Source organism: Microcoleus sp. B7-D4 (assembly GCF_036705125.1).
GTDB lineage: Bacteria > Cyanobacteriota > Cyanobacteriia > Cyanobacteriales > Microcoleaceae > Microcoleus.
On sequence record NZ_JAUBTT010000094.1, the window covers coordinates 15,451 to 33,243 of the forward strand.

Genomic DNA, 17,793 nt, shown 5'->3' on the forward strand with positions numbered 1-17,793 from the left:
GGTTTAAGTGACAAGTCTGATTCAGTCACTCAACAATATCCCCATAACTCTTGAATCCCGACAGTCGGGCGTATCGTTAAATATTGTAAATTTAACCTCCCAATACCACGCGGAACTCAAGTTTGAAAGTTAGGATTATATAAAAATCATGGAGAAATTAAATGAAAAACAGAGGTTCTGTGTATATAGTCACTGGAATGTGCTGCGATCGAGAAGGTGAAGAAAGTATTTATCCTCAAGGATTAAATATCAAATCTTCATCAGGCCAGTTCCAATCTATTTACTGGCAGTGCGTTGTAGTATTTTTTGCTACGAGTGTGAGAAATAATCCTAGTGCCAATCATATCTTGTGTACCAATGCAGAAAAATTACCCAATCTAGGCAACTTCAACATGGAAGAATTTTTTGCCAACATCGGTGTGAAGGTGGCTCAGCTACCTTTCACCTATAAGCATCCGCTAGAATACTTCCACGCTTTCAGGAGTACATATTTCAAATTCGATATTGTTAAATACCTCAAAAACAACTCCGAATCGAACGATATATGTATGTCGCTAGATTCTGATTGCGTGTGGGTTAATTCGGTAGATAGAATGATAGAAGCAATCGAAAAAAATGGGATAGCTACTTATGAGCGCTTTTACCCAGAAGATCAAGCGATTAATGGTTTGACTAGAGGAGAAATGCAAAAAATTTACTCTGAACTAGGGTACAATATTGAGCAGGCTCCTCCTTATTTTGGAGCTGAATTAATTGGGGGAACCGGAGAGAATATTAAAAAATTATCTGAAGAAATTGACTTGATTTGGAATATTTCTTTAGAAAGGTTTGCACAAGGCAAATCCAAATTTAATACAGAGGAGCAGATGTTAACCTATATTTATAACAAGCAAGGGTATGCACCGGGAACTGCAAACCCTTATCTTGAACGGATATGGACATCAGCGCAATTTTACACGGCAAGTAAATCAAATTTTCAGCTTGATGTTTGGCATCTGCCAGCAGAAAAAAGTAGGGGAATTAAGAGACTTTTCCTACAAGTATCCAATCCCAAATCCTTGTTTTGGACTCTGCCAGTGGGAGAGGAGTTTATGAAATATGTTGGCGGATATGTAGGGATACCTAAACGTAATATTTCTAAAATAATAGTTGAGACTTTAGAAGACAGAAAATCCGGCATAAAAAGGAGACTATCTCATGTTAAAAATCTCATAAAGGGATGATCTGCCCAAAAATGTGGTGGTTGCAAATATATCGTTCAAATATCAAGTTTTCCCAACTTGATGATAAAGAAGACCTAAGTAATCATTAAAGATATAAGAGGAGAAAAATAAATGTATGACTGGCAACTAACAACCCCAATTGTCTTGATTATCTTTAAACGCCCTCAAGAAACACAAAGGGTGTTTGAGGCAATTCGTCAGGCAAAACCCCCCAAATTGCTAGTAATTGCTGACGGCCCGCGTCCAGATAGGCCTGGAGAAGATCGAGAATGTGCTGCCGCTAGAGCTATTATTGACCAAGTAGATTGGGACTGCGAAGTTTTGAAAAATTACGCCGACGTAAATCTCGGTTGTCGGCTGCGAGTTTCTAGCGGTATGAATTGGGTGTTTGATACGGTTGAAGAGGCAATTATTCTGGAGGATGACTGTCTCCCTCATCCTACATTTTTCCGCTTCGCTGAAGAATTGCTCGATCGTTACCGAGACGACCACCGGATTCTGTCAATCTCTGGTCAAAATGTTCAGTTTGGCAGGAAAAGAACTGATTATAGTTACTACTTTTCTCGCTACAATCACTGCTGGACTTGGGCGAGTTGGAGGCGAGCTTGGCAGCACTATGATTTAGATATGAAGCTGTGGCCAGAAATTCGTGATGGTAATTTTTTGATGGATGTACTGGGAGACTCCAATGCTGTAAAAGTTTGGACAAATATTTTTCAGCTTTGTTATGAAAAAAAATTACAGAGTTGGGCTTGTCAGTGGACATTTGCTAGCTTTATTCAAAATGGTATTAATATTCTTGCGAATGTTAATTTAGTTTCTAATATCGGACATGGTGTAGGGGGAACTAATACGGAGGATGTCAACAGTCCTTACAGTAATATGCCTGTAGAAGCTATAACATTTCCGATGAAACACCCGCCTTTTGCAATTAGGGATACGCAAGCAGATAATTTTACCCAAAAAACTTTATTTGATTACGATCCGCCGTTGTTAAGAAAGGTGCAAAAAAAAGTAGATAAACTTTTGAAACAATTCCGATAAAATCAGCTAGAAATCTAGAGGATAGGCAGGGAAAATGAAAGTTGTAATTGTTAATAGTTCTGATACGGAAGGGGGGGCAGCCCGCGCCGCTTATCGACTGCAAAAAGGTTTGCAGGGGATTGGTGTTTCTTCGCAAATGCTCGTAAAAAATAAGGGTAGTGGCGATTCAAGTGTAATTTCGTCACAGAATAGTATTACAAATAAGTTGGACAAGATTATTTCAACTTTATATAACTCGCCATTGCGACTTTACCCTGAGAGAAGGTCTGTTATTTTTTCTACAGAATGGTTTCCAGATTCTCTAGATGTCCAAATTTCCCAAATCAAGCCTGATATTATTAATTTACACTGGGTGTGTGGGGGTTATTTACAAGTAGAGAGTATTCCGAGGTTTAATCAACCCTTAGTCTGGACGCTGCACGATATGTGGCCTTTTACAGGTGGATGTCACTACAGTGAAGATTGCGATCGCTACACTCAATCTTGTGGTAGTTGTCCGCAACTTCACAGTAAGAAAGAGTCGGATCTGTCACGGTGGGTGTGGCAGCGGAAAGCTAAAGCTTGGAAAAATCTTAACCTAACTCTGGTTAGCCCTAGTATTTGGTTAGCTAAATGCGCTAATTCTAGTTCTTTATTCAAAGATTTTAGAGTTGAAGTAATTCCTAATGGCATCAATACTCAAAAGTATAAACCCATAAATCGTCAATGGGCGCGAGAAATTCTGAATTTACCTCAAGATAAACAAATTGTACTGTTTGGAAGTGCAGGTGGAACGGGCGATCGCTGGAAAGGATTTAACTTGCTCGTACCCGCTTTACAAAGCCTCAGTAAATCAGGCTGGAAAGATCGGATAGAGTTGGTGGTTTTTGGATCTTCTGAACCCGAAAATCCCATTGAACTTGGTTTTAAAACTAACTATGTCGGGAGACTCGCAGATGATATTTCCCTAGCCACTGTTTATGCAGCAGCAGATATTTTTGTCGCCCCTTCCGTGATAGATAACTTGCCAAATACAGTCATGGAAGCCCTTGCTTGCGGCATCCCCAGCGCTGCATTTAATATTGGGGGACTGCCCGATCTGATCGAACACTGCTCCAATGGCTATTTAGCTCAACCCTATGAAACAGAAGACTTAGCGCGAGGAATTGCTTGGGTTTTAGAAGATCCCAATCGGCATCAAAAACTTTGTATTCGCGCCCGCCAGAAAGTGGAAAAAGAATTTACCTTAGACATACAAGCAAATCGCTATTTGTCTATTTTTAACGATGTTGTGTCAACTCCAAAGTAAAAATCTGATTTTACGTAGTAAATTTTACCTGGCTATCGCTAAAAGCTGCACAATTGGGAACAATGAACCGTACTAAAATCGCCGCCCTTTTAACTTGCTTCAATCGCAAACAAAAAACATTGGCTTGCCTAGAGGCCCTTTTTAAACAGGTACTTCCAGCCGATGTTGATATTTTAGCCTATTTAGTCGATGACGCCAGCACGGACGGCACCAGCGAGGCAGTTCGTCAAATCTATCCTCAAGTCAAGATTTTTTCCGGCGATGGGAACTTATTTTGGAACGGGGGAATGCGTGGGGCTTTCAGCGAAGCAATGAAAGATGATCCAGACTACTACCTCTGGTTAAATGATGACACTATTATTTACCCACAAACAGTAAGTGTCTTGCTAGAAACCTGTCACAAATTATTAGAAAAAGGAGAAACAAAAGCCATCGTTGGCGGTTCTACCTGCGACCCAGAAACTGGTCAAACAACATACGGCGGTATGGTGCGAAATAACCCTTTGCACCCCTTCCGATATGGTGTCTTAGAACCAACAAAAGAGCCTCAAATTTGCGATACTATGCACGGCAACTGCGTATTAGTTCCCCGCAGTGTTGTGCAAATTGTCGGCAACCTCGATCCGGCTTTTGTCCATTATATTGGGGATTGGGATTATGGTTTACGAGCGAGACAGAAAGGATGTACAGTGTGGATTGCTCCCGGTCATTTAGGAACTTGTTCCCTCAACCCCCAGGTGACCAAAACGGCTGCTGAGAATTTAAGCGAAGGATTGGAGAAAATGAGCAAACCGAAAGGTTTATCCTTCAAAGATACTACCCTGCAACCGGCTCAAGAGTGGAAAGTATTTACTCAGCGGCATGGTGGCTTGTTGTGGCCAATTTATTGGCTGCTACCTTATCGAAGGTTAGTTTGGCTTTCAGTGTTGAGTAAGCTGGGATTGACTAAAAACAAAACTCAAGGTGAATAGGATGGTTGATAGAAATGAACTCCGCATTGCTTGGCTCGTTCCTTCGGCAGAATTTGGGGCCTATTGGCCGCCGGTTTTGCATGAGCTCAAAAAACTGATTCCGAACACGATTTTTTATACAGGTCGCCTCTGGCCTCGCTACGATCCGGAAGCTCCTGGTACAGAAGTAGTCGAAGTTGTGGGAGATACTGAATTCATCACCACCCAAAAGATAGAAACTGGGTACAGTCGTGGTTATATTAAGGCTACTCCGGGGATTATTTTTCCTCTTTTGCAATTCAAGCCCCAGGTCATTTTTGCTAGTGGATTTTCGATCTGGACATTGGTAGCTATAATCTTTAAGCCTATAGGGAAATGGCAATTGGTTTTAGTTTATGAAAGTAGTTCCCCGAATGTAGACTTTCGAGATTCTAAGGTGCGATCGACGATTCGACGCTGGATGGGTAAATTTGCTGATACCTTTGTTTCTAATAGTCGCCGAGGTAAAGAATATTTGGTAGAAGTGATTGGGGCTGCCGAAAGTAATATCTTTGCTCAACCTTACATGGTTCCTGATGCTAAAGCTTTGGTACAAAAGTTAGAAAATAATAAGTCTATCTCCTTGTCATTCCCCCACCCAATTTTTCTGTGCGTGGGTCAAGTAATTTCCCGCAAAGGGATTAAGAATCTGTTAGAAGCTTGCAGAATTTTGCAAAGCAAGGGATACTCGAATTACACAGTCATTATCGTTGGAGACGGGGAACAGCGATCGGAACTAGAAGCACTTACAAAAGAATGGGGTTTAGAAAAACAAATTGTTTGGACAGGGTGGATAGAATACGGATACTTGGGCTCTTATTTTCTAGAAGCTGATGTGTTTGTTTTTCCTACGTTAGAAGATACTTGGGGAATGGTGGTGCTAGAAGCGATGGCATTTGGTAAGCCGGTTTTGTGTTCAAAATGGGCTGGGGCTTGCGAAATGATCGTTGAAGGTGAAAATGGTTATATTTTTGATCCCTATCAGTCGGAAGGTATTGCAAACGCGATGCGGGACTTGATTGATTGCCCAGAAAAGTTAGCGATCATGGGCAAAAAATCCCAGCAACTGATCGCTGAACATACACCCGAAAATGCTGCGAAATTAATAGCAGATGTGACTTCGCTAGTATTGGAGAAAAGTTGATGAAAATTCTTTTATCTGCCTTTGCCTGCGAACCCGGACAAGGATCTGAGGAAGGAGTGGGCTGGAATGCGGTGGTAGAAGCCGCCAAGCATCAAGAAGTTTGGGTACTAACTCGCACCTTTTACCGTACCGCTATTGAAGCCTTCCTGGCCACGTACCCGAACCCTAACCTGCACTTTGTCTACATTGAGCCTTTCGGCTGGAGCGAAAACTTTAAAGGTAGACAGGGAGGGCTGCAATTGCACTATTACCTGTGGCAAATTTTGGCTTATTTAGAGGCGCGCCAGCTCCACCGCCAAATTAATTTCGATATCGCCCGCCACGTCACCTACGTTAAATTTTGGTCGCCCAGCTTCATCTCGCTGCTGCCTATTCCTTTTATTTGGGGGCCTGTGGGCGGTGGCGAAGCAGCCCCGAAACCTTTTTGGGCTGATTTTAGCTTTAAGGCAAAACTTTACGAAACGGCGCGAGATTGGGGACAGCGGCTCGGCGAAAGCGATCCCTTTGCCAGGATGACGGCTAGGCGAAGTGTCTTAGCTTTTGCGACAACGGAGGACACGGCGAAGCGGGTGCGGGCGATGGGTGCTAAAAAGGTGCAGGTGCTTTCCGAGGCGTGTCTGTCGAAGGAAGAGATGGCGAGGCTGGGAGAGTGCCAGATGCCAGGGCTTTCCCCGATCAGGTTCATCAGTATGGGGCGGCTGCTGCACTGGAAGGGCTATCACCTTGCGTTGCGGGCATTTGCCCAAGCTAACTTGCCGAATGCCGAATATTGGCTGCTGGGGGATGGCCCGGAACGCGCTCGCCTTCAGTCTCTAGCGCAGGACTTGGGCATTGCCTCTCAAGTTAAGTTGTGGGGGAGGCTGCCACGCGAGGAAACTTTGAGTAAGCTAGGGGAGTCTCATGTACTTATTCACCCTAGCTTGCACGATTCAGGTGGCTGGACTTGCTTGGAGGGGATGGCGGCGGGGCGCCCCATCATCTGCTTGGATCTGGGAGGGCCTGCTACTCAAGTGACGGCGCAAACGGGGATAAAAGTACCTGGTTACAATCCAGAACAGGCAGTGCAGGGTCTAGCTGAGGCGATCGCTAATTTAGCCGGCGATGCAGAGTTGCGATCGCGCTTGGGTGAAGCAGGTCGCAATCACGTCCGGGAAGTATATGATTGGGATGTTAAAGGCGAATTCTTTGCTCAATTGTGCGAAGATATAGTCTATAGAAAATCAGGATAACTTCTGATGGGTTCGATCGGGCAAAACAAAGAAAACTATATTTTTTCAGGCGGTGAAACGTGGGCGTTGCAATCATTACTGGCTCGGCGGGTTTAATTGGCTCTGAGGCGTGTCAGTTCTTTGCCAAACAAGGCTTAGATATAGTTGGGATCGACAATAATATGCGCCAGTTCTTTTTTGGTGCTGATGGTTCTACAAACTGGAACCGGCAACTGCTCGAAAAGTCTTTGGGTACCAAGTATTATCACTTAGATGTGGACATTCGCGACTATGAAGCGATTACCAATATCTTTCAGCGGTACGGCGAGTCGATCGAATTAGTAATTCACACAGCAGCTCAGCCCAGCCATGATTGGGCTTCCCGTGCTCCGAAAATAGACTTTACCGTCAATGCCAACGGCACTCTCAATCTTCTAGAAGTAACTCGCTTGTACTGTCCTAAAGCGGTTTTCATTTTCACTTCTACCAATAAAGTATACGGCGATACGCCTAACAGTTTGCCTTTAATTGAATTAGAACACAGGTGGGAAATTGAACCCGGCCATACTTACGAAAGTGGCATTCGGGAAGATATGTCAATCGATCAGTGCCTGCACAGTTTGTTTGGTGCTTCTAAGGTAGCTGCTGACATTTTAGTCCAAGAATACGGTCGATATTTTGATATGAACACCGCTTGTTTTCGTGGCGGCTGTTTGACGGGGCCAAATCACTCAGGAGCTCAATTGCACGGCTTTCTCGCCTACTTGATGAAGTGTGCTGTCACGGGAACTCCTTACACCGTGTTTGGCTACAAAGGCAAGCAAGTTCGCGATAACATTCATAGCGCTGATTTAATTTCGGCATTTTATGAATTTTATAAAGCTCCCAAAAGCGCCCAAGTTTATAATACAGGAGGAGGCAGGTACAGCAATTGTTCGATGTTAGAAGCTATCCAGATGTGCGAGGCCATTGCAGAACGCAAGTTTAATTGGACTTATGCTGAAGGGAATCGCATTGGCGATCACATTTGGTGGATTAGCGACAATTCAAAATTTTCCAGTCACTATCCCAACTGGAAAATGAAATATAACGTTAAACAAATCTTACAGGAGATTTATGAATGTAACCGCGAGCGTTGGCTGAAAGAGGATGCCAATGAGTGAGCCGGGCAAAAAGAAGGTGCTGGGAATTTCGGTAAACGATTGAAGAATACAAGGTTAAACAAATCTTAGGGGAGATTTATGAGTGTAACCGCGAGCGTTGACTTAAAGAGGTGCTCCATGATTGATAAAGGGAAAAAGAATGTACTGGGCATATTAGTAAATGCCGTTAATTATGAAGCGGCTGTTAGCAAAATTATTGCGGCAGCCAGCGCCGGAAAACCAATGTCAGTTTCTGCTCTCGCGGTTCACGGGGTAATGACTGGGGTTCTCGACAGCACTCATCGTTATCGGATTAATCACATGGACTTAGTATTGCCAGACGGACAGCCTGTCAGGTGGGCGTTAAACTGGCTCTACCATACGGAATTGCCCGATCGAGTTTGCGGGCCGAATGCGATGTTACAAATTTGCGAACGTGCGGCAGAAGAAGGATTACCTATCTATTTGTACGGATCTCAAGCTTCTGTACTGGAAGCTTTATCTCGCAATCTCTGCCAGCGTTTTCCCAAGTTAATTATTGCTGGAACTCAGCCTTCTAAATTTAGGCACGTGTCGCCCCAAGAGAAACAAGAAATTGCACAGCAAATTCGCAACAGCGGTGCAGCAATTACTTTTGTCGGTTTGGGGTGTCCCCGGCAAGAAGTCTGGGCTTACGAATACCGGGACGACTTATCAATGCCATTGATTGCTGTAGGTGCTGCTTACGATTTTCATGCGGGTAATTTGGCTAAATCTCCTGACTTTTTATCTAAAATAGGTTTGGAATGGCTGTTTCGGATGATGAAGGAACCTCGGCGCCTTTGGCAGCGGTATGTTTTTTTGAATCCGCTTTATATCTGGCTGTTTTTGCTACAAGCTTTGAAAATCAAACAGTTCGACCCCACAGACGCCACGCCGCCTGTAGAAGAAGTATTATATGGTTGAAATTTAAAAGTTTTTGGTGAATTATGGGTGCTCACAAGAAAAAATTTAAAAAGCAAACACATCGTAACTAATCGTTTTGAGGTGCAACTACGATCGCATATTCAAGAAAACTGATATCAAATCCGGTGGCATCGGAATTATAGTGGGAGCTTAAGAGCTCGCGATTTGGGTAGCGAGCTCTTAAGCTCCCACTGACATGATCCGAATATATAATTCCGATGCCACCGGAAAGGATATTACGCCCGAAAACAATTTTTACCTTATCTATGTGGTAAGCTGCCGACTGCACACCCTACATACAAAGTTTGTGCGTCAGTCTCGATCGAGTCAGGTGGATTTCTGGGTCAATAGCCGCATTTTGTTTGAGCGAACTCCTGGCATTGGGGATTATTGCAGGGAGCGCAAAAGTATTGTGACTGTTTGACATACTCCCCAGCCTGAAGGCGTGGGGATTCTTTACGCTTCATTGACGGACGCTACGCCCGGTAGTCTTACTCTGTCTCGACGTACATTTAGAGTCGTGCCGATGCCCCAGGCCGACTTTTTCTATATTTACCGAAGCGTTTTCATCTCGGTAGTGTTCTGTACCGCAATTTAAGCAAAGTATAGAACGCACAGACCAATCAATTTTTCCCCATTTATATCCGCAATCAGAGCAAGTTTGGCTTGTAGGTTCCCATCGACTAATAATTACGAACTCACGCCCAAACTTTTCAGATTTAGCCTCGCACAATACCCGAAATTCTCTCCATCCCTGTAGACTAATTGCCCTAGCAATTTTGCGGTTTTTGACCATGCCAGACACGTTTAAATCTTCCAAGACAATGGTTTGGTTTTCACTGACAACCTTGGTAGATAGTTTGTGCAAAAAATCCTTGCGAGTATCAGCAATCTGATTGTGGAGCTTGGCAATCTGAATGCGGGTTTTGTTCCGGCGCTTTGAGTCTTTGGGCTGGCGGGCTAACTTGCGTTGCAGCTTGCGGATTTTTCGGTCTAACTTTTTGTAACTGGGACTTTGGGCTGATGTTCCATCACTCATTACCGCAAAAGTTTTAATTCCCAAATCGATGCCGATACTTTGGTTCTTGGCATCAACTCGATTGGGTTGAATTTCTACGACAAAGCTGAGTAAATAGCGGTTCGCACAGTCTTTGATTACCGTGACCGAACTGGGCTCGGAGGGTAGCTCCCTCGACCAGATTGGTTTAACAATACCGATCTTGGCTAGATAAACTCCATCTCCTTTGATTGAGAAACCTCCGCGAGTCAACCTTGCAGACTGGCTGTTTGTGCGCTTTTTGAACTTAGGATAGCCGACTTTGCGTCCTTTTCTTTTGCTCTTGCAAGACTCAAAAAAGTTTTTGAATGCTGCTTCTAAGTCGGCCACTGACTGTTGCAATGGAATTGCAGAGACTTCGCCTAACCAAGCTCTTTCCTCAGTCTTTTTTGCCTGAGTGATAACAATCTTTTGGAGTTCAGCCGATTTAGGCTTCTTTTGAGATTGTTTGCAGATTGCAAGAGCATCGTTATACACAACACGAACGCAACCGAACAACTGAGCTAAGCTCTGCTGCTGTTGGCTTGTTGGATAGAAACGGTACTGATATCTTGCTTTCATGCTTACTCCGATAACATAATAGGGTGGCAATTGGGTAGCTAAATGACCAGAGAAAGATTAAGTATTCGCATTGCCGTGAGTCGGCTAGAGAAGCTGCGGAGAATTGCCAAACAGAAAGAAAAAACAATGACCCAACTTATAGAGGGCTGGATTGATAAACTTAAAGAGGAAAAGCCGTCAAACGAAGGACGGGGCTTTAGACCCAGTTTTTCGGTAACCAAACTGGATACAAAACCAAAAGTTTATTGCCCTTACCTCGCTCTTGCTATGGCTTTTGGGCTACAATCCGGATCGAATCGTACTTGTTTTCATCAGCCGCAAAAATTGTTTTCAGCAGTAGATTCCAAGCTTGGGCCTTACTGTTTTCTTTGGGCTTTACCATCCGAGGGGATTCCATTGAATCGAACACACTCAAAATTTTTCTTTCATCATCGATCCAACTGTTGGCAAATTGGCGATAGTAGCCATTAAACTCAGTAGAAATTATCTCAAATCCCGCTTTTTCACAGATAGCGCGGAAGCTCTGCGGTGTGAAGAAATACAAATGCCTTGGTACATCTAGATGCATCCATGCAATCCCTGATGACTTCAGCCCAATACAAGAGTTATTTGGTACTTCCATCACCAATTTGCCGCCATCCACGAGCAACTGCATGGCATTGCGGAGTGCAAGTAAAGGATCTCTGGTATGTTCGAGTACGTGGTTCATCACAATCATGTCGTACTGTCTAGACGTGACTTCCGGGGGCAAAGATTCAGCAGTACCATAAAATACATCAAGACCTCGCTGCTCGGCCAAAACCAAAGCTTGTCGATCGGGTTCTACGCCCCAGACTTTGTGACCATCTGCTTGCAGTTCTTGCAGCATTTGGCCGTTGGCGCAACCGATTTCTAATATCGAGCAGGAAGCAGTCGCGAACTGTTGCTTCCACCATTGACTTGTGACATCTACTCCGCGATCGAAACGCCAAGCTAGATGCGTGCGTAATTTATCCCAGAAGGAAATAGAAGAGGAAGACTCGGAACCTGTAGAGTCTATATGATGAGTATAGTAGTCGTCAATCTCGTAGAAACTGGCGATTTTGTTGAGTTCGGGTAAAGGATGAATGCATCCAAGTTGTGACTTTTCGCACCAGTACAATTGAAAGGATTCTTTGTTTGCAGGTCTGCGCCAATCACCGGGTATCAATAGCCACGGTTTCATATTCTGTCCCGATATCGGACAGACGACGGTAGGAATTAAGCAATTTTGACTTGGCATTTTAGTTTTCATTATTTAGGTACTTGATGTACTAATAACCACTGATGTTGGATTTCAAATCCGGAAATAAATTATGTGCCAGTGACCATTGCGGAATCTGAAATACAGCGGATGACGGCCCCAAAATTATTAGGTTTCGGAAACAGGATTGCTGCGGGGTGGTTTTCAGCTTACATCGCATTTAAGGTAACGCATTTAGCTTGCTTTGTCACGTGTAATAAAAAACTACACATTCCGCGATCGGGCTGTGAGTAAGTTTTCCTATATTTAGGAATTCAGCAATAATTAAAGTATAAATTAAGTTATAAAACTGGGTAGCGATGTCGGCTGCGATCGAGATAAATAAAAGCTTTATTGCCTTCATACCTAAGTAATATTATTTATTTTATTGCAAAAGCGAAGTATAAAATTTGCGATTTCATATATCGGTGGACGCAAATGTTGCGCCCGCTACGGTGCCTTGACATAAAAATTTAGCTCCCAGTTGAGTTGGGAAGCCAAACTTTTCTTTAATCTTCATCACAATAGCTGATTGACAAGCAGGGATTTTTATGTAGAGGTCGCCAAGGTCTCCTATCGATCGGCGTAAGCCCCCATCCGTTCTTTGATAAACCGGATATAAAAATGCCTGAAAGTAGACTTAATCACCCGCGGCATACCAAAGTCTATTGGCATCATACTTTCCGGCAACTTCCAATCCAAAACCTTGAGATTTTCCGGCTGCAAAAGCGGAAAATCAAGATCCTCCAAATTCGAGCAAAGCCCCAATCTCATCGCCGCAGCTACAGTGGGAACCGCCGCGGGATCAGCATTAATAATTTCAACTAAAGTTCTGTCCAAAGCAAACACATCATCAGAGGCAGCCAAAATTCCCAAAAACTTAGGTTCCCCGCCGCTTGGCCCGTTACCTTCGTGGCCGATAATGCCATCCAAAATCGTCAAATTAGGGTTAATTGCCCTGGCCGTTTCAACCAGCATTTCACCGAATCTGGCGCTATCTTTGCCAGCTTCCATGTGCCACCAAGCCTTCATTTTGCCTGGGACGCAGCCGAACAAATTTTTCACGCCCATTGTCACGGTTAATTGAACGTGAGATTTGAGTTTGGGCAAATTAATCACTACATCCGCTTCCATTGCTTCTTTGCAAATTCGCAGATGATTGAAATCTTCGCTGACAGTTTCGTAGCGTTTTCCTTGAAACTCAACTACTGGCAAATTCAGTTCTTCCAACAGTGGCAAATAACCGTTGGCTTTGGCTACACCCATTGCACTGCCAAAAGCTGGACTATCACCTAAAAATGGTTTTCCTCCCGCTTCAATGACCATTTTCGCCACGCAGTAAACCAATTCTGGGCGGGTGACACATTCTTTTGTAGGGCGAGAACCGGTGAGGAGATTGGGTTTGAGTAAAACCCGATCGCCCGATTTGACAAAAGCCGAGATTCCGCCCAAGGGTGCCAGCAAACTTTCTAAAGATTTTTGCAAGATTTGGCGATCGTAGGAATTGGCCTGAATTAAACTAACAGCAGACATAATTATGAATTAATTTGTAATTGGTTATCGATCGGGAATAATCTCAGTGTAACACAGGCACATAAAACCATAAGCAGGGTGATCTGCGCCTGCGTTACCAAGAATAATCTCAATACAAATGAACCCTAACTATTCGTTGGCAATCTACCAACTGCCGCCCGCTGCATCGTACTAACTCGCAGCGAGTTAGAGAATATTCCTTGACCTTGCAGTTCAGGGATAGCAGGTTTTACTTCTACTTTTACCACCCTGGCTGTGCAGATAAAAACCGTTTGATCGGCTAAATGGAAAGTCAACCAAGGTTGATTTAATAAATGCAGCACTTCCTCTTGGAATTCTTGTGCCGGTATCGGAATAGTGAAAGTTTCAGCCTGACCTTCCACATAATGAAATGTCACTTGAGTTGTGTTCTCTTTATCTTGAGTTAATTTGGCAAAAGAACCTGCGCGCATAAATCTTGCTCCCAACTTTAGACTATAAAAAAAATTCAGAATTAAATGTAAAAAAAATGAATTCTGAATTGTTTAACTTTCACCTGTGACAGCGATCGGGCAGAACTCAGAAGGCAGAAGGCAGAATTAAATCGAGTTCAGCCTTCTAGTTTCTAGCTGATTCCTGCGAGATCCTATACGTTAGCAGAAGATGTTGGCATAGCACTCATTTTCTCTAAATCTAGAACTTTTGCCAAGTCTTCTGCACTCATTAAACCCCTTTCTAGCACAATTTGCCGCAAAGATTTGCCGGTTTCTAGAGATTCTTTGGCGACAGCGGCGGCGTTGAGATAGCCGATGTGAGTGTTGAGGGCGGTAACGAGGGCGAGACTACCTTCTGCGTAGGCGAGACACCGATCGCCCTTAGCTTCTATTTTTTCGAGGCATTTGGTGCTCAGGGCGCTGATGGTATTGCCCAAAATTTCGATGCTGTGAATGAGATTGTAGGCGATCAGGGGCATCATCACGTTCAATTCTAATTGTCCCGCTTGGGCGGCAAGGGCGATCGCGCTATCGTAACCCATAACTTGAAAACAAACCATCGATGTCATTTCTGCCATCACAGGATTGTATTTTCCCGGCATAATCGACGAACCAGGTTGCACAGGAGGCAATTGAATTTCTTTCAAACCCGTTTTCGGCCCTGAGTCCATCAAACGCAAGTCGTGGGACATTTTAACGCAATCCTGAGCGAGATTTCGCAGTGCACCGGAGACATTTACAAACGGTGCCATACTCTGCATAGCAGCCATTAAATGCCTTGCTGGTTTCAGGGGGTGATCGATTAATTCTGAGAGAATTTCCGCAACTTTTTGACAGTATTCAGGGTGAGTGTTTAACCCTGTTCCTGCCGCACTTCCCCCCAATCCCAGGGATGTCAAATCATCGGATGCCCTGTCAATTCTCAAGGTATGTTCTCTGAGAATTTGCGCCCAAGCGCCGAAGGTATCGCCGAGTCGAACAGGTACGGCATCTTGCATATGAGTGCGGCCGGATTTAACGATATCTTTGAATTCTTCGGCTTTGTTTTCTAGGGCGACTACGGCATCCGACAAAGCCGGAAACAGAGTCTTTTCTAACGCCAACAATCCGCCGATACGAATCGCCGTCGGAATCACATCATTTGTTGATTGACCGTAGTTTACATGATCGTTAGGACTAATGCGCTTGTAGTTGCCTTTTTCGTCGCCCATAATTTCCAAAGCGCGATTTGAAAGAACTTCATTAACATTCATGTGGTGAGAAGTTCCGGCGCCGGCTTGGTAGACATCAACTACAAATTGATCGCGCAATTTGCCAGCTAGGATTTCATCTGCTGCTTGGACAATTGCTTGACTGATGTCTTGGGGAATGCAGCCGAGTTCGCCATTGGCGATCGCCGTTGCTTTTTTAATTAAAACACAAGCATCAACGTATGTTGATAAAGGCTTAATGCCACTAATCGGGAAATTTTCAATAGCCCTTAGAGTTTGGATGCCGTAGTAGACATTAGATGGGATTTGTTTGTCTCCCATCGAGTCGCTTTCGGTTCGGTAGGTTGCGGTTGGCTTTTGAGTCATATCGTCTGGTTTGTGATAATTAGGAATTGTGCAAACAGAACTTACGCACAGTTGGTCAGAAACCGGGTTTCTTGTCGGGGAATCTGTTTGAAAGCGTAGTTTTTTGTCAAGAAACCCGGTTTCTGAAGGTTTTTGTGCGTCCTGGACTGGCAATTTTTTTGGTAACACGGCTGACGGGCGATCTTACTTTTGGGCGCGCGCCGACAACTTTACAGTAATGCGTAAGTCCCGATCGTACAAAATTATCCCACATCTTAGGCTTCAATCTCAAATCTCAAATCTCAAATCGATTGACAGTTTGCAAAAGCTAAAATTAGTCAATCGGCAAGGGCGATCGCACCCAGACAAGGCGAGTCAGCTATAATCATACAAGTAGATCCATTTCACTCATAGTCTTAAACTCCCACGAACAAACCAGCAAAAACTTTCAAACACCCGCTAAATATTTTGATAATCGGCTTTAAGTGCCTCTGCGATTTTTCCGGCTTCAGTAAAGGCTATATCCAGCATTGTTCCCACCGCAGCCCTCCCGGAAAAACCGACGATTTTAATGGCTCACTGAACAGGGCTACAGTTATACTATTGAGGTTCAAGGCGATGGTTAGTCAGCGATCGATAAATTCTTGGTAAAACTGCCCATGCAAACCTAAGAAATTATCCATCCCCTTCTTTGTCAAATACCCGCTATTCTTACCAGTGTGCGGGTTTCTTACGTAGCTAGAAATGGTTTTTGAAACATTAGGATTCTCGCTCCACCTAATGTTGAATGCTGCATAGTTTGGGAAAAAGGTCATTTCTGCATAAGCATCTATGTGGTCATGTATCCACCATGCCAATGCTGTCCAATCTTGAGTGCGCTCATAGTAAGGGATGAATGATGTAACAATAATACATACTGTTGCTCCCATATACCCCTCTGAATCTTTTACATCCCAGATATGTTCTGCATAGTTGGCCTCATTACTGGCACAGTTGTACTGATTTTTATTCTCTGCTCCTTTGGCGTTCACCGCACAAGAACGATAGGCTGAGCGGATACTAATCCGACCAAGCGCATCTTGAATTGGTTCAAGCACCCTCTCACACAAATTCTTTCCTGCTGCGATCGCCAAGTCAGGATCGCTAGGAAGGTTAGGGATACCTTCAATTTGAGAGATTTCTGAATAAAGAAACTCACGCATGAAAAAACTCTTAGAGAGTTGAACCCGTCCTAGCTCTTCCAAAGCTTTAACAGTTTGTGGCTTTCTCATAGATTGAACTCCAGCAATTAGAGGTGAATAGCTTAATTTTAAACACTGGCAGATAATTTAGAAGCATTGTTTCAGCCAAAAGCAACGTTCCGGTTGAGTGGCTAGAAATAACTTTTGCATCACCACCAATATCTTTCGGTAGTCCGCTCCAACCGGGTTGTTAGGCCGCGGCGATCGCCACTTGACGCTGTTATTGTCCGCGTCCTGGTTTGCAATCTGCAAAACCTAATGCCTCTGTGTCAAGGAAACTAGCGATCGCCATCTCAATGACTGCTTCGATTGGGTATTCAATTTCAGCAGCACGAGCAATTAGGGCAGCACGAATTCGTTCAGGAAAACGTCCTAAAATAACTTCGGCATCAGCGAGGGAAAGTTGCTCTTGAAGTTTGGCTTGCATGGCATTTACATCTCAGTTGGAATTTGGACGTTGTAAGGGGGTTCAGTAGCTCTTAGAATGATGGCTTCTAGCTCCAATAGTAACGCAGGGTTCTGCCAGTGAGAAATTGTCTGTACTGCAATCCGTATGTCTTCATCGCTATATTTATCGAGCCATGCCCACAAAAAAGCTTTGTGCCCACCACTGAAGCGACCTCGTAAGCTCTTGGTTTTACCGATGTAGAGCAATCCATCAGTTCTGTGCCTGATTGCATAAATGCCAGGACGCGCAGGAATGCTCTCAAACCCACGGGTCAAGGGTTGACATTGCTCAAAAGGAATGAAAGCAATCGCGTCTAGAATTCTTCGCGCTTGGATTTGTATGTCAGAATCATTCGTTGTCATGAAGGCAAGAAGGCTGATTGCACAGAAATCATAATCCCACAAATTCTGTTACAACCATCATCAACTAGGGATGGTTTCCTGCGCGATCGCACAGAGAAGGCGATCGAGTCCGAGCTGATTTGAGCCTTGGCCGTGCCTGTGTTTTTCTAGGATATGGGAAAGGGGCGAGCGATCGGCTTTCACCTGTCGGTAAAAAATGTAAAGTTATTTCCGTAAAAAACCTGGTTTCTGCGTCCAGGAGTAAGCTGTTCAGCATCTAAAACGCATATTGCATAGTATAATATGATGATATTTATAAAAAGTCAATGCCTACTAAAA

General features: G+C 44.0%; 16 protein-coding genes. 8 read left to right on the forward strand and 8 right to left on the reverse strand.

Going from position 1 to position 17,793, the window contains the following annotated elements; genetic code table 11:
- Positions 1-161 precede the first annotated feature (161 nt).
- From QUB12_RS29355 to QUB12_RS29390, 8 genes are all read left to right on the forward strand, one after another.
- Entirely contained in the window at positions 162-1,223 is a 1,062-nt protein-coding gene (locus tag QUB12_RS29355; protein WP_333144490.1) for a hypothetical protein, read from the forward strand.
- A gap of 111 nt (positions 1,224-1,334) precedes the next feature.
- Complete coding sequence (locus QUB12_RS29360; protein WP_333144489.1) at positions 1,335-2,267, forward strand: glycosyltransferase family 2 protein; 933 nt, start codon at positions 1,335-1,337, stop codon at positions 2,265-2,267.
- Positions 2,268-2,301: 34 nt separating this feature from the next.
- Positions 2,302-3,555 (forward strand): glycosyltransferase family 4 protein, encoded by a 1,254-nt coding sequence (locus QUB12_RS29365; protein WP_333144488.1) that lies wholly within the window; start codon positions 2,302-2,304, stop codon positions 3,553-3,555.
- 62 nt (positions 3,556-3,617) lie between these two features.
- On the forward strand, positions 3,618-4,526 hold the full coding sequence (locus QUB12_RS29370) for a glycosyltransferase family 2 protein (protein WP_333144487.1): 909 nt from the start codon (positions 3,618-3,620) through the stop codon (positions 4,524-4,526).
- A 1-nt stretch (position 4,527) separates the two neighbouring features.
- Entirely contained in the window at positions 4,528-5,688 is a 1,161-nt protein-coding gene (locus QUB12_RS29375) for a glycosyltransferase family 4 protein (protein WP_333144486.1), read from the forward strand.
- A complete protein-coding gene (locus tag QUB12_RS29380) occupies positions 5,688-6,917 on the forward strand; it encodes a glycosyltransferase (RefSeq protein ID WP_333144485.1) in 1,230 nt (409 codons plus the stop codon). Before QUB12_RS29375 ends, QUB12_RS29380 begins: the two co-directional genes overlap by 1 nt.
- A 59-nt stretch (positions 6,918-6,976) precedes the next feature.
- Complete coding sequence (locus QUB12_RS29385; protein WP_333144484.1) at positions 6,977-8,059, forward strand: NAD-dependent epimerase/dehydratase family protein; 1,083 nt, start codon at positions 6,977-6,979, stop codon at positions 8,057-8,059.
- A 78-nt stretch (positions 8,060-8,137) separates the two neighbouring features.
- Positions 8,138-8,983 carry a WecB/TagA/CpsF family glycosyltransferase gene (locus QUB12_RS29390; RefSeq protein ID WP_333233842.1) on the forward strand — a complete coding sequence of 282 codons (846 nt, stop codon included), beginning with the start codon at positions 8,138-8,140 and terminating at the stop codon, positions 8,981-8,983.
- Positions 8,984-9,446: 463 nt separating this feature from the next.
- Here the strand turns inward: QUB12_RS29390 and QUB12_RS29395 are convergent, their stop codons facing one another.
- The 8 genes from QUB12_RS29395 to QUB12_RS29430 all read right to left on the reverse strand — a co-directional run bounded on the left by QUB12_RS29395 (position 9,447) and on the right by QUB12_RS29430 (position 17,517).
- Complete coding sequence (locus QUB12_RS29395; protein ID WP_333309607.1) at positions 9,447-10,601, reverse strand: transposase; 1,155 nt, start codon at positions 10,599-10,601, stop codon at positions 9,447-9,449.
- Between the two features lie 265 nt (positions 10,602-10,866).
- Positions 10,867-11,862 carry a class I SAM-dependent methyltransferase gene (locus tag QUB12_RS29400; RefSeq protein WP_333144480.1) on the reverse strand — a complete coding sequence of 332 codons (996 nt, stop codon included), beginning with the start codon at positions 11,860-11,862 and terminating at the stop codon, positions 10,867-10,869.
- Positions 11,863-12,435: 573 nt separating this feature from the next.
- The gene (locus tag QUB12_RS29405; protein WP_333144478.1) at positions 12,436-13,395 is read right to left on the reverse strand and encodes a DUF362 domain-containing protein; all 960 of its coding nucleotides are present in this window, start codon (positions 13,393-13,395) and stop codon (positions 12,436-12,438) included.
- 125 nt (positions 13,396-13,520) lie between these two features.
- Entirely contained in the window at positions 13,521-13,847 is a 327-nt protein-coding gene (locus tag QUB12_RS29410) for a hypothetical protein (protein ID WP_333144477.1), read from the reverse strand.
- 173 nt (positions 13,848-14,020) lie between these two features.
- The gene (locus QUB12_RS29415; RefSeq protein ID WP_333144476.1) at positions 14,021-15,445 is read right to left on the reverse strand and encodes an aspartate ammonia-lyase; all 1,425 of its coding nucleotides are present in this window, start codon (positions 15,443-15,445) and stop codon (positions 14,021-14,023) included.
- A gap of 605 nt (positions 15,446-16,050) precedes the next feature.
- Positions 16,051-16,695 (reverse strand): peptidase M15, encoded by a 645-nt coding sequence (locus tag QUB12_RS29420; RefSeq protein ID WP_333144475.1) that lies wholly within the window; start codon positions 16,693-16,695, stop codon positions 16,051-16,053.
- Positions 16,696-16,885: 190 nt separating this feature from the next.
- Positions 16,886-17,092 carry a hypothetical protein gene (locus QUB12_RS29425; RefSeq protein WP_006631417.1) on the reverse strand — a complete coding sequence of 69 codons (207 nt, stop codon included), beginning with the start codon at positions 17,090-17,092 and terminating at the stop codon, positions 16,886-16,888.
- 5 nt (positions 17,093-17,097) lie between these two features.
- Complete coding sequence (locus QUB12_RS29430; protein ID WP_333144474.1) at positions 17,098-17,517, reverse strand: GIY-YIG nuclease family protein; 420 nt, start codon at positions 17,515-17,517, stop codon at positions 17,098-17,100.
- Positions 17,518-17,793 lie beyond the last annotated feature (276 nt).